General features: G+C 71.0%; 10 protein-coding genes. 7 read left to right on the forward strand and 3 right to left on the reverse strand.

Annotated features, from left to right (window positions below; genetic code table 11):
- The first annotated feature begins 970 nt into the window (after positions 1-970).
- Together FSYMDG_RS26010 and FSYMDG_RS08570 are read left to right on the forward strand one after the other, a co-directional pair.
- The gene (locus tag FSYMDG_RS26010; protein ID WP_013873155.1) at positions 971-1,432 is read left to right on the forward strand and encodes a hypothetical protein; all 462 of its coding nucleotides are present in this window, start codon (positions 971-973) and stop codon (positions 1,430-1,432) included.
- 991 nt (positions 1,433-2,423) lie between these two features.
- On the forward strand, positions 2,424-3,119 hold the full coding sequence (locus FSYMDG_RS08570; RefSeq protein WP_131773925.1) for a hypothetical protein: 696 nt from the start codon (positions 2,424-2,426) through the stop codon (positions 3,117-3,119).
- A gap of 40 nt (positions 3,120-3,159) precedes the next feature.
- Here the strand turns inward: FSYMDG_RS08570 and lhgO are convergent, their stop codons facing one another.
- Positions 3,160-4,443, reverse strand: a complete 1,284-nt coding sequence (gene lhgO / locus FSYMDG_RS08575; RefSeq protein ID WP_013873158.1) for an L-2-hydroxyglutarate oxidase — start codon at positions 4,441-4,443, stop codon at positions 3,160-3,162.
- Between the two features lie 301 nt (positions 4,444-4,744).
- Positions 4,745-6,577 (reverse strand): glycoside hydrolase family 15 protein, encoded by a 1,833-nt coding sequence (locus FSYMDG_RS08580; RefSeq protein WP_013873159.1) that lies wholly within the window; start codon positions 6,575-6,577, stop codon positions 4,745-4,747.
- Between the two features lie 266 nt (positions 6,578-6,843).
- On the opposite strand from FSYMDG_RS08580, the gene FSYMDG_RS08585 reads away from it, so the two are divergent.
- Entirely contained in the window at positions 6,844-7,932 is a 1,089-nt protein-coding gene (locus tag FSYMDG_RS08585; RefSeq protein ID WP_013871712.1) for an IS630 family transposase, read from the forward strand.
- Between the two features lie 290 nt (positions 7,933-8,222).
- Complete coding sequence (locus FSYMDG_RS08590; RefSeq protein ID WP_237703041.1) at positions 8,223-8,549, forward strand: hypothetical protein; 327 nt, start codon at positions 8,223-8,225, stop codon at positions 8,547-8,549.
- A 328-nt stretch (positions 8,550-8,877) separates the two neighbouring features.
- Here FSYMDG_RS08590 and FSYMDG_RS08595 read toward each other — a convergent pair whose 3' ends face one another.
- Positions 8,878-9,372: a PGPGW domain-containing protein gene (locus FSYMDG_RS08595; RefSeq protein ID WP_237703042.1), complete on the reverse strand. Its 495-nt coding sequence runs from the start codon at positions 9,370-9,372 to the stop codon at positions 8,878-8,880.
- A gap of 439 nt (positions 9,373-9,811) precedes the next feature.
- On the opposite strand from FSYMDG_RS08595, the gene FSYMDG_RS08600 reads away from it, so the two are divergent.
- The 3 genes from FSYMDG_RS08600 (at position 9,812) to nhaA (ending at position 13,118) form a co-directional block, all read left to right on the forward strand.
- Positions 9,812-10,294: a cation:proton antiporter regulatory subunit gene (locus FSYMDG_RS08600; RefSeq protein ID WP_013873162.1), complete on the forward strand. Its 483-nt coding sequence runs from the start codon at positions 9,812-9,814 to the stop codon at positions 10,292-10,294.
- 67 nt (positions 10,295-10,361) lie between these two features.
- Positions 10,362-11,561 (forward strand): cation:proton antiporter, encoded by a 1,200-nt coding sequence (locus tag FSYMDG_RS08605; protein ID WP_013873163.1) that lies wholly within the window; start codon positions 10,362-10,364, stop codon positions 11,559-11,561.
- A gap of 312 nt (positions 11,562-11,873) precedes the next feature.
- The gene (gene nhaA, locus FSYMDG_RS08610) at positions 11,874-13,118 is read left to right on the forward strand and encodes a Na+/H+ antiporter NhaA (protein WP_237703043.1); all 1,245 of its coding nucleotides are present in this window, start codon (positions 11,874-11,876) and stop codon (positions 13,116-13,118) included.
- The last annotated feature ends 41 nt before the right edge of the window (positions 13,119-13,159 follow it).

Genomic DNA, 13,159 nt, shown 5'->3' on the forward strand with positions numbered 1-13,159 from the left:
ACGGCAGTCGGCCGCGTCGTCGCATGCCCCAGCCGGGTTGTCGCAGCCGTCTGCCGGGTCGCCGCAGCCTCCAGCCAGGGCCCCGCAGCCGACGGCCGCATCCTCGCAGCCACCCGCCGGGCCGTCGCAACCGCCGGTTGCGGGTGCGGCGCTTCCCACCCCGGCACCGTCGCGGGCGCAGGCGGGTCCGGGGCAGGCGGGTCCGGGGCAGGCGCAGGCGCAGCCACGCGGGCCCCTGCCCGAAGACCGGGGTGCCGCCCGGCCGGCGGTGACGGATGACCGTCCGTGGCAGCCGCGGCCCGCGCAGCCGGACACGCCGGAGCAGCCACCCGGGCGTGACAACACCGACAGTCAGCGCAGCCAGCATGGAAACCACGGTGGTCTGGCTCCGGCGTCTCCCACGCCGGACGTTCCGGTGCCGTTGCCGGGGGACGACCCGGCGCCATGGGAGCAGACGTCGCGGATTCGTCGGCGGTCACTGACCGGCCAGGCGGCCGCGGCGGGGAGCGAAGCCACCGGGTCGACCGGGACGACGGCACGGCCCGGCGACGAACCGCGGTCGAGCTACCCGACCGCCGCCACCGCGGGCACGACCGGGTATTTCAGCCGCCAGGCACCACCAGGGCGGCGCGAATCTCGGCCGGAGACCGGCGGCACCGGCTCCCGTTCCGATTCTGACTCCACGGTCGTGCTTTCCCCGCTGCGCGTCACACCGCGTGACACTTCCTCGGGGCGGTCTCCGTCGCCCGGGTCCGCCGAACCTGCCGCCGGCCGCCCCGGCGGCGACCTGCCTGAGGAAGGGCCGCCCGCCGGCCGCCCGCCTGGCAGCGGTGTACCGCGTGGGGGCACGCTGGACGATCAGCCGTCCGAAGAGGCGCAGCCTTCCCAGCCTTCGCAGGCCGCGCGGCCCGTGAAAGCCGCGCGATCCGGGAACGGCGCGGGTCCGCGCGGCTCGCGTCCGCGTTCGCCCGTGGAGCCGGAACCCGGCGTCGGTGCGGAACCCGGCGTCGGTGGCCGGTTCGCCGGTGTGCTCCTGACCGTCGCCGGCGGCCTCGGCGGGATTGCCGCCACCCTGCCCTGGAGCACGATCAGTGATGGCGAGGAGACTCGTACGTTCACTGGTCTGACGGTTGGTGATGGAAGAATCACCCTGATGGTGGCGGTTGTTCTGCTGGTGATCGGTGCGGCGCATGTGTCCGGCCGCCGCCCGGGCGGCACGGAGGCCGCGGTGGCGACGCTGCTGGGAGCGGGAGTCGCCGTGTTCGCCGTCATGGATCTGGTCGCCGGGCCGGCCTCGCTGTCGTCCTTCCGGACCCTCGCCGCCGACCAGATCAGCGTCGCTCCCGCGTCGGGACTGGTCCTGACCCTGGTGGCCGGGTTGCTCGCGCTTGTCGGCGGTTGGCTGCTGCGGCGTGGCCGTCATGGCGGATGACCGCGCCGGGTTCGGCCTGGCCGACCGACCGGCCGAACCGAAGCGTCAGCGTGATCGGCTGTGCCCGTGGGAACCCCCGCGGAAACCGTGCCCGGTGGAACTGGCTTCCACCGGGCGTGATTGTGTCCCAGGAGGGCGGAAGTGACCGCGCGCGCCGTCCGACCGCGTGATACGACCAGGAGCGACGGAGGACAAGACGTCACGAGCCGGGCAGGTGCCGGCCGGCGCCACGCGCGCCGAATCCCGGGTGCCGGATCCGGTCGGCCTGCAGGGTCAGGTCCCCGGCCAGTTGGAGCCGGGTGACCGTCGGTCGGACAGAAACGGGAGGAAGACGTGTCCGAGCAGGAACCGAGCCCGCGGGCGCGCTCGGCGGTCGAGCCTGTGGCGGACGCGGGCTCCCCTGGCCGAAGGCAGCGCGATGATGCTTTTCTCGCGTTGCCGGAGGCCCGGATCTTCGGGTCGGTGTCTGGCCGAAGGCAGCGCGATGATGCTTTTCTCGCGTTGCCGGAGGCCCGGATCTCCGGGCTGGTACGGAGCCGAGGGCAGCGCGCCGATCCTCTTTCCGTGCCTGGGGCCCTCGCGGGGGCTGGGCCACCGGCTGGATCCCGGCTCCGGGAGCCGATGGGGGCGGTCCAGGAGCCGGAGGAGCAGATCTGGCGGTCGGAGGAGCAGCTCTGGAGACCGGGCGGGCAGGACGGGGAGGACCGGGCCCATGCGGAGGCCGGCACGGATCCGTCCAAGGGCCGGGTGAGCGGCCCAGCCGACGGCGCTGGCCCGCGGCCCCAGCCGATCGGTGGAGACGGCCGGGGCAACGCGGACAACGCAGGTAACACGGTCAAAACGGATAAAGCGGGCATAGTAGACGATATGGACGGCACGGACGGCGAGTTGGAGCGGCTGCGCCGGTGGCGTGCCGAACGACGTGCGGCGCACGCGCTGACGGCTGATCCACGATGGGCCCGGCCGCCCGGTTACCGCGGACCGGACGCCGGTGGCCGGGACACCAGTGGCCGGGTCCCTGTCGTGGGCGCACCCCGCCGCGGGTAACGCCGCGAACGGCCCGGGTAAAGCCGGGCCACCGGACGGCGGCGCCGAGCCGGGCTTCCTGTGGGGCGCTCCGGTCGGCGCCCGTCCGGGGGAGACGGGTGGGGGGCCGGCGGGCTACACGGGCGGTACGGGCACCACGGCAGGTGACCCCGCACATGCCGGGGAGCGGCTGGTGGGGCTGCTCGGGGGCCTGCTCGTGCTCGTCGCCGGTGCCACGGCCATCGTCGGTTCGGTCATGACCTGGGCGACCATCACCGCCTTCGACATCATGGAGCTCCCGCTGCGGGGGACCGAGGCCGGCCGGTACTACGGCGGGACGACAGCGCTGCTCGGTGTCCTGGCGGTCGTTCTCGGCGGGATGCTCACCGGCCGTGACCGAAATGGCTGGCGGTGGATACTCACCGCCGCAATCGGCCTGACGATCATTCTGGTCGCTGTGATCGACATGATTCGGCTGCTGCGCGTCGACCAGTTGGGCGGCATCGAGCTGGACCTCTCGGTCGAGCTGGGGCCGGGTCTGTGGATCACACTGCTGAGCGGGCTGTTCACCGTCACCGGCGCGCTGCTGGCCCGGTTTCTGCCCGTCAGGCCGAGGGAAGGCCGTGGCGGGCCCGGCGGCCCCGGCGGGAGAGACAGCTGATCGTGAGTGAGGTGCCCCGGCGCGGGCGGCGCCGGTGCGCTCACGCGGCCGGTTCGGCCACGATCCTGTCCACTATGTGCTCGGCGATGGCCAGGGAAGCGGTGGCCGCCGGTGACGGCGCGTTCCGCACGTGCACGATCTTCCCGCGTATCGACAGCACGAAGTCGTCCACCAGGGCGCCGTCGCGCGCGACCGCCTGCGCCCGGACACCGGAGGGCCCCCGGACCACGTCGGCGGCCTGTAGCTGTGGGACGTACCGGCGGGCCTCGGCGATGAACGCGTGCCGGCTCGCCGTGCGCAGGATCTCCCGGGCCCCGGTCCGCCAGTGCCGGCGCGCCATCGTCCGGAAGCCCGGCCAGGCGAGCGTCTGACGCAGTTCGGAGCCCCGCACGGTCAGCCCGGTGTAGCCCTCGCGGGCGGTCGCGAGGACCGCGTTCGGGCCGACCAGCACGTTCCCGTCCACCCTTCTGGTCAGATGGATGCCGAGGAACGGGTATCGCGGATCCGGCACCGGGTAGATCAGCCCGCGCACGAGGCCGCGGCGCTCCGGTCGCAGCAGCCAGTAGTCGCCGCGGAACGGGACGATCTGTGGCGAGGGATCCTCGTCGGTGAGCGCGGCGACCTGGTCGGACTGCAGGCCGGCGCAGGCGACGAGCAGGTCGAACGGCCCGGCCACCGTGGACACGGCCGCGACCGTGCCACCGGCCCGGGACGCGGTCGCGTGCGTGCCGTTGGGCGGCACCCGGATGTTCCCCCGAACCCGCAGGCCCAGGTGGACGCCGTCGGGACGCTCCTCGACGGCGACGACCTCGCTGCCAGTACGCACCGTGCCGCCGGTGTCCTGGACGCTGTCACGCAGCCGGCGGGCCACCGCCCGGTAGTCGACGATCGCGGTCGTGGGGGAGTGCAGCGCGGCCACCCCGCGGGCGTGCGGTTCGTAGCGGCGCAGGTCGTGCCCGTCCAGCATGGTGGTGTCCGGGACGCCGTTGGCCTGTGCCCGGCGCGCGATGTCGGTGAGCCTGCCCAGCTCGCTGTGGTCGACCGCGACCACGACCTTGCCGCACTCGTCGTAGCGGATGCCGTGCGTGGCGCAGTACTCTTTGAGTAGCACCACGCCTCGTCGGCACAGGGTCGCCTTCAGGGATCCCGGTTGGTAGTACAGCCCGGCGTGGACGACTCCGCTGTTGTGCCCGCTCTGGTGGCGGGCGACGTCATGCTCCTTCTCGAAGAGCGTCACCGTGGCGGCGGGATCGACCTGCTGGATCCGCCGGGCCACCGCGAGCCCGAGAATGCCGCCGCCGATCACCGCAACCCGACCCGCCACGCGCCCGCTCCTGGTTTCTTGGATGCCATGGGTTTCCGTGCGCGCAGGGAGCGCAGGAAGAACTATGGTCGCGTACCCGTCCGCCGGCAATGTTACGGGGCTGCCGGGCGTGCGGCGCAAAAGATGATCGTTTGCTTTTCTTTCCTCCCTCGTCGTTCCCCGCCGCTTCGGCTGTCCCGGCACGGATGACGGGCGGACGAAGCAGGCGGAGGAAGCAGGCGGACGAAGAGGACGAAGCGGGCGGACAGCGGGGGCGGCCGGCGGGGAGGGCCGGCGGACGATCGGGGAGCCGGCCGGCGAATCAGCCGAAGAAGTGGCCTGGCGGATAGGCCCGGTCGGTGCGCGAGCGCGGCCTGCCGCGCAGGGCGTCGGTCAGCGTCCGGGCGGTGTTGACCAGCGGGACGTGGCTGAACGCCTGCGGGAAGTTACCGACCAGCCGGCCAAGAGCGGGGTCGTACTCCTCCGCCAGCAGCCCCACGTCGTTACGCAGTGCGAGCAGTCGTTCGAACAGTTCCTGGGCCTCGCGGACCCGTCCCGACAGGGCGTAGTTGTCGGCGAGCCAGAAGGTGCAGGCGAGGAAGGCGCCCTCACCGGCGGGCAGGCCGTCGACCGCGCCGTCCTGCGCGGTCGGGTAGCGCAGTACGAACCCGTCCTGGACGAGTTCGCGTTCGACGGCGGCGACCGTGCCGACCGCGCGCGGATCCGTCGCGGGCAGGAAGCCGACGAGCGGGATGTTCAGCAGGGCCGCGTCCAGTTCGGTGGAGCCGTAGAACTGGGTGAAGGTGTTGCGGGCGGGGTCGAAACCGCGGGCGCAGACCTCGTTGTGGATCTCGGTTCGCAGCGCCGTCCAGCGGTCCAGCGGGCCGGGCAGCCCCCACTCGGTGATGCCCTTGACGGCCCTGTCCACCGCGACCCAGGCCATCACCTTGGAGTGGACGAAGTCCCGGCGCGGCCCGCGGACCTCCCAGATGCCCTCGTCGGGCTTGCGCCACCCGGTCTCCAGGAACTCCATCAGCTTGCTCTGCAGCGCCCACGAGTCGTCCTGGCCGTCGACGTCGGTGGCTACCCGGGCGACGTGCAGCGCGTCGAGCACCTCGCCGTAGACGTCCAGTTGGAACTGGTCGACGGCGCCGTTGCCGACCCGGACGGGAGCGGAGCCCTCGTAGCCGGGCAGCCACGGTACCTCGTACTCGGGCAGCCGGCGCTCGCCGCCGACGCCGTACATGATCTGGACCTGTGAGGGGTCGCCCGCCACCGCCCGCAGCAGCCACTCCCGCCAGGCCGTGGCCTCGCTGGTGAACCCGGCGTCGAGCAGGGCGAGCAGGGTGATGGTGGCGTCCCGCAGCCAGCAGTAGCGGTAGTCCCAGTTGCGGACCCCGCCGATCATCTCCGGAAGGGAGGTCGTGACCGCCGCGACGATGCCGCCGGTCGGCGCGTACGTCAGCGCCTTGAGGGTGATCAGGGACCGGCGGACGGCGTCCTGCCACTGGCCGTCATAGGTGCAGCCGGCCATCCAGTCCGCCCACCACGACTCGGTCAGGTCGATCGCCCGGCGGACGTCGATGTGGGCGTGGGTCGGACGGTGCGAGGGGCACCAGGTCAGGGAGAACGGCACGGACTGCCCGGCGGAGACCGTGAACTGCGAGTAGGTGGCCATGTCGTGGCCCTCCATCGGCGCGGTCGTGCGCAGGGTGACCGCGTCGGGGCCGGCGACCGCGACCACCGTGTGGTCGTCGAAACGGCGCACCCACGGGACGATCGAGCCGTAGTCGAAGCGGATGCGGGTCTCGCTGCGCATCCGGACCGTGCCCTCGATGCCCTCGACGAGCCGCAGCACGAGGTGCTCGCCGGAGCGTGGGTACATCGCGTCGACGATCCGGACGGTCCCGCTCGTCGTGGTCATGTCGGTTTCGAGGACGAGGGTGTCGCCGCGATAGCGTCTGCTCACCGCGAGTACCGGATCGACCGGCGCGATCCTCCAGCGGCCGGAGTTCTCGTCACCGAGCAGGGCGGCGAAACACGCGGGCGAGTCGAAGCGGGGCAGGCACAACCAGTCGATCGAACCGTCCCTGGAGACCAGCGCGGCCGAATGTGTGTCGCCGATCAGCGCATAGTCCTCGATGCGGGAGGGCACGGTCTCTCCGGAGTTTCTCGGGGCCCTCCGCCACCACGAACACAGACGATCACCAGGGGTGCCGTCATGCGATGCCCCTGGCCCCCCGTGATCGAAACGCATTGGGCCGGCTTGGATTCAAGTCTGGACGTGGTTCTGAACGTGGTTCTGGGTGTGACATGGATCGCACGTGTTGGTCGGCACGAGCGGGAAGACCGCTTACCCTACGACCTCGCTCACGGTCTAGTGTCCTGAGTCGTTGATTCGTGTGCAGATAGAATGGGCTGGTGCCTGGCCCGAGCGCGGATCCCATCGAGTTGTCGTCTGCTGAGCGTGCGGTGCTGGAGGGCTGGGCCCGACGGCGGAAGACCGCGCAGGCGCTGGCGTTGCGCTCGCGGATCGTGCTGGCCTGCGCGGACGGTGGGACGAACTCGGGGGTCGCGGCCGAGCTCGGGATCACCCGGGGAACGGTCGCGAAATGGCGGGAGCGGTTCGCGGTCGACCGGCTGGAGGGCCTGTCAGACGAGGCACGTCCGGGAGCGCCTCGGAAGGTCACCGACGCCCAGGTCGAGGCGGTGATCGCGAGGACGTTGGAGGAGAAGCCACCGAACGGCGATACCCATTGGACATCGCGGTCGATGGCGAGGGCCAGTGGGCTGTCGCAGTCGACGGTGTCACGGATGTGGCGGGCGTTCGGGTTGAAGCCGCATCTGGTCGAGACGTGGAAGCTGTCCACCGACCCGCTGTTCGTGGACAAGGTCCGTGACGTGGTCGGGGTCTACCTCGACCCGCCGGAGAAGGCGATCGTGCTCTGCGTCGACGAAAAGTCGCAGGTGCAAGCTTTGGATCGCACGGCACCGGTGCTGCCCCTGATGCCGGGTACCCCGCAGCGGATGACCCACGACTACGTCCGCCATGGCACGACCAGCCTGTTCGCCGCGCTCGACCCGACGTCCGGGTCGGTGATCGCGCAGACCTTCCGGCGGCACCGTCACCAGGAGTTCCTGCGCTTCCTCAAGCTGATCGACTCCTCGGTCCCGAAGGGCTACGACCTGCACCTGGTCCTGGACAACTACGCCACCCACAAGACCCCGGCGGTGAAGAACTGGCTGCTGCGCCACCCCCGCTTCCACCTGCACTTCACCCCGACCTCGGCGTCGTGGATGAACCTGGTCGAGCGCTGGTTCGCGGAGCTGACCACCCGCAAGCTGCGCCGATCGACGCACCGCTCGGTCGTCGAACTCGAAGCCGACATCCGCCGATGGATCAACGCCTGGAACAAGGACCCGAAGCCGTTCGTCTGGGCCAAGACCGCCGACGAGATCCTCGAGACCCTCGCCGCCTACTGCCAGCGAATCAACGACTCAGGACACTAGGTTGGGGGTAGGCCCAGTCGCGATGGTCGGATTGCGGACACCGATCGCCGTGCGCCGACCAGCGCCGATCGGCGCCATACTGGCCGCAACCGTTGCGACAGGCCGCTACCGCGCCCGAAGGAAGGCCCGTGACCTCGCAGGACGTACCGGACGAAGTGTTGAGCGAGCCAGCGCCGACCAAGCCGACCGCGGCGACACGAGTAGGTGACCGCCGCCCACCGCGGTCGCCCGCGGCGCGGGCCCTGGCCACGACGCGCCGGACTCTGACAGATCGGCATAACCGGCGTTGGGTGGTGCTGGGTGCGCTCGCGCTGGCCGGCCTGATTGCCTTCGGCATCTACGCTACGGTAGTCGGGCCCTCACCGCGCGTCGAGGCGGTGGTCTACTTCACCCCGACCGCGACCGATGCCCAGAAGGACGCCGTCCGGGCCGCATGCCCCACCGCCGGGGAAGCGGTGCAGGAGCCCCCCGACCACAACACGGCTCAGAGCAGCCGGGTCTACCCGTTGCGCTACAACATCACGTTCGCCTCGCCGGCCGACAAGGCCGCTGTCTACCGGTGCGTACACGCCCAGTCGAACGTCATCGGCATCAGCGAGTTCACCCAGGGCCAGTAGGCCACCTCACCTGGCCCGCCGTCAGCCGAAGGCGTAGGTGGTTTCAGCTGTCCTGACAGCGTTTTCCACCTACGCGTCCGCGCGCTGTAGGTGGTTTCCGGCGTGGGGATGACGTTTTCCACCTACGACTGCCGGGTCAGGGCCGCGGGCGACGGCTGTCGCCGGCGGGTTTCTCGGTGCGAGAAGGGCAGGGCGTGGCGCTGGTCCGTCGGGGCGCCGCAACGGGCTGAACACAGCAGGTAGAGCGCAACCAGTTGAGGGCAGACGGGCCGAAGACAAACGGGCCGAGGATGACGCCCGGTTCGAGGATTTGCCGGTCCGGTGGCGGCTATTCGTCGGTGGAGGAGGTCGGGGGCGCGCCAGGAGGAGCGGAGGTGGATGAGGAGGTGGCGGAGACGCGCCTGTGGTGTTCCTCCTCCTTGAGATCGAGCAGTTCGGCCGGGGTCGGCTCGCCGGCGTCACGGGCCTGTTTGGCCTGCCACAGGCTGAACAGAATGGTGGAAAGAATCACCAGACCGCCGAAGACCACACTGCCGCCCGTCCACGGTGAGGAGAACGGCAGCGTCTCCACGACGATCCAGAGGATGCCTACCGCGATCATCCCGAGCCCGAACAAGATCGTGAACGCCGATGACCACACGCTCGCGGCCGCCTGGTCGGCGAGGTCGGCGGCCCTGCGCCGGGCCTGCTCGAACTGCCGGCGGGCCCACTCGTACTCCAGGCTCAGGACGAAGAACCCCAGCGCGATGACGAGGAAGCCCGGCCCGGGCAGGGCGAGCAGGGCCACGCCCAACCCCAGCACGGCCACGCCGACCGCGCTCACCACGATCCGGCGGATGATGCGAGCACTCCTGTTCAGCACCGCGGCCCCGCCTTCCGGTAAATCCTCGTGAACCCTCGTGAGCCGCTGCCCGGCCCACACGTCCGGCCGTGGATGCGCTGGACGCTCTCGTCACGGTATCCGGGGAATGCTTCTGCCGGCCGCCAACTGGCTGACCGTCCGTCCGGCGAGCCCTCCGGGCCGGCCGGACGGCTCGGGGCTTGTCAGCCCGGGCTACCGGGCCGTTGGATATGTTTAGATAACGAGAGGGTCGATGCGTCAGAAGCGGACCCGCAGTTCTGGTCAGCGGTCTGATCGCTGAGCGGTTCCGGGCATCAAGTGGTTCCGGGCATCGGGCAGTTCGGATCACCGAGTTCTGATCATTGGGATTTCGATCTTTTGTGGGTTCGGCGTCCACGTCGGGTTCACCGGAGGGGTCGCAGTGGACGTGGAGGAGACCATGCTCCCGGGCATCGGGTTGCGCCACGATTTCCGCACCCGCAGTGGACGGCGGGTCGGTGTGGTGTCACATCATGGCGGTCGGCGTGAGCTGGTGATCTACGACACCGACGACATGGACACCTGTAGTGAGTCAATCCCGCTGACCGCGGAGGAGAGCGACGCCTTGGCAGAACTGCTGGGTGCCCCGCACATCGTCGAGCGGCTGAACAACCTCGGCAAGGCCTTCGCGGGTATCGTCGGGGAGCAGATCAAAATTACTCCCGGTTCCCCCTACGACGGGCAGCCGCTGGGGGAGACCCATGCGCGGACGAGGACCGGAGCGTCAATTGTCGCTGTCGTTCGAGACCAGCAGGTGATCGCTTCCCCGCGCCCGGACTTCGGTTTCGTTGCCGGTGACGTCGTCGTGGTGGTTGGTACGCCGGAGAACACGGCTGCCGTTGCCGAACTGTTCCGCGTCGGTTGATAGCGATCTTGGCCGCTGGCGCGGCGCTACCAAGGAGCACTGACACGGCACTGGCGGAGAGCCGCCCGTGGACATAGCCGCGACCTTCCTCGAGCTGGGCGCGGTCCTGTTCACCCTCGGGCTGCTCGGCCACTGTGCCACCATCGTGGGTATCTCCCCGATCCCGTTCTACCTGCTGGGGGGGCTCGCCTTCGGGCACGGAGGGCTGTTCCCGCTGGGCGCCAGCGAGGAGTTCATCGAGGTCGGCGCCGAGATCGGGGTCGTCCTGCTGCTGCTGACGCTCGGCCTGGAGTACACGGCGCAGGAGCTGATCGACGGCCTGCGCCGGCAGGCGCCCACGGGTGCGCTCGACCTGACGCTCAACGCCCTGCCCGGCGTGGCCGCCGCGTTCCTGCTCGGCTGGGGCCCACTGGCCGCGGTCGTCCTGGGCGGGGTCACCGCGATCTCGTCCTCCGGGATCATCGCCAAGGTCCTCACCGATCTGGGGCGGATCGGTAACCGTGAGACACCCGTGGTGCTGTCCGTGCTGGTCCTCGAGGACCTCGCCATGGCGGTGTACCTGCCCATCCTCACCGCGCTGCTGGCCCACCAGACACTCGCCCAGGGGTCGGTCACGCTGCTGGTTGCGCTGGCCGCGCTGGTCTGCGTCCTGGTCCTGGCGTTGCGGTACGGCCGGCAGGTCAGCCGGCTGGTCCACAACCCGAACGCGGATCCCAACAGCGAGATCCTGCTGTTGCGGCTGATGGGGCTGGCTCTGCTCGTGGCCGGCGCCGCCCAGCAGGTCCGGGTGTCCGCCGCGGTCGGGGCGTTCCTGGTCGGCATCGCCGTGTCGGGACCGGTGGCCGAGGGCGCGCGGGAGGTGCTCACGCCGCTGCGGGATCTCTTCGCCGCGGTGTTCTTCGTCTTCTTCGGTCTGCAGACGGAGCCCAGCGAGATCCCCCCGGTGTTCCTTCCCGCTCTGCTGCTGGCGCTCGCCGGGGTGGCGACGAAGGTGTTCACCGGCTGGTGGGCGGCGCGCAAGGCCGGGATCGGCACGATGGGCCGCTACCGGGCCGGGGCCGCACTGGTCGCGCGGGGCGAGTTCTCGATCGTCATCGCGGGTCTGGCGGTCGTGGCCGACGTGGAGCCGAAGCTTGGCGCGTTCGCCGCCTGCTATGTGCTGATCATGGCGATTGTCGGCCCGCTGGCCGCTCGGGTCGTCGAACCGATCGTCCGCAAGATAACCAGGCGCTCACGCAGGAAAACCGTGACGAGCCTGTCAGCATGACGATCCTGCCGGGCGGCTGAACCAGCCAGGACGGCGCCGCCCGGCCGGCGCGCCGCACCCGGCCGGTGTCGCGCGTTGGCCGTACCGCCCCGACGGCCGCCGGGGCCGGGGAAGCTCCTCCGGCAGATCCACCATCGGGCAGAAACGTCATGACCAGGAAATCCGTGGCCCGCTGTGCCAGGATGGCGGCACTGGCCAACAGCGCCCAACGCGTCAACGCATCAACACGTCACCGCTCGAACCGCTCAACAGGTGTGCCGGGAAGTCTGGTCGGCGTCCAACGTCGGCTTCCCCTGGAAGGACCTCCCGCTGGTGCGCACCCGATCGGTGGTTGACGGGCAGTCCGCGGTCACTGGACGTGTCAGCCAGACGCTGGCCGCCCGTGGCGCGTTCGCGGAGTTCCTGCGCCGGGAGACCACCGGCGGGTTCCTGCTGCTGGCCGCCACCGCGCTCGCCCTGCTGTGGGCCAACCTCGCCGGCGGCAGCTACCACGACGTGTGGCGGGCAGATCTGGGCTTCGGCCCGTCCTGGCTGCACCTGACGCACCTGACCGCCGGGGCCTGGGTGGCGGACGGGCTGCTCGCGGTGTTCTTCTTCGTCGCCGGTCTTGAGCTCAAACGCGAGCTGGTCGTCGGGGAGCTGGCGGACCGCCGGGCCGCCGTGCTGCCGGTCGCCGCCGCCGCCGGTGGCATGATCGTTCCCGCGTTGGTGTTCCTCGCGGTCAGCTGGGGTGCCCCCGGGGCGGTGGACGGCTGGGCGATCCCCATCGCCACCGACATCGCCTTCGCGCTCGGCGTGCTGTCCCTGGCGGGGGCGAACGTGCCCGCCTCGCTGCGGGTGCTGCTGCTCAGCCTCGCCGTCGTCGACGACCTCGGTGCCATCGCCCTGATCGCCGTCCTGTTCACCAGGGGACTGGTTCCGGTATGGCTCGTGGCGGCCGTCGTGCTTCTGGTTGGGTACGCCTTCGCGCAGCGGCGGCGCTGGAGGTCCCCGGCGCTGTACGTGCCGCTGGCACTGGCGCTGTGGATGTGCGTGCACGCATCCGGGGTGCACGCGACCGTTGCCGGCATCGGGCTCGCCCTGCTCACCCGGGTGCGTCCCGATCCGGGCGAGCAGGCCGCGCCGGCGCTGCGGCTGGAGCACCGGCTGCACCCGTTCTCGGCCGGTCTCGTGGTTCCGCTGTTCGCGCTCGCCGCGACCGGGGTGCCGGTGACGGCATCGGCTCTCGGCGCCGTCGCCGAGGATCCGGTCTCCCAGGGCGTGATCGCCGGCCTCGTCGTCGGCAAGACCGCCGGCATCGTCGGCGGGGCGTGGCTGGCGGTGCGGGCCGGGGTGGCGCGTCTGCCGGCCGACCTCGGCTGGCGCGCGGTGATGCCGATCGGGGTGTTGGGCGGCATCGGTTTCACGGTGAGCCTGCTGATGTCCCGGCTGGCTCTGGACGACGCCGATGCCCAGCAGCGCGCGGCCACCGCCGTGCTTGTCGCGTCGACGCTCGCCAGCGTGCTTGCGATGATCGCCCTGCGGTTGTCCGGGGCGGGCCGGGCGCGGGCGGAATGACCGTGGCACGGCCGTGGTGGCCTGGACGATGCGGCCGTGCT

This window comes from Candidatus Protofrankia datiscae, from assembly GCF_000177615.2.
GTDB classification, from domain to species: Bacteria; Actinomycetota; Actinomycetes; order Frankiales; family Frankiaceae; genus Protofrankia; species Protofrankia coriariae.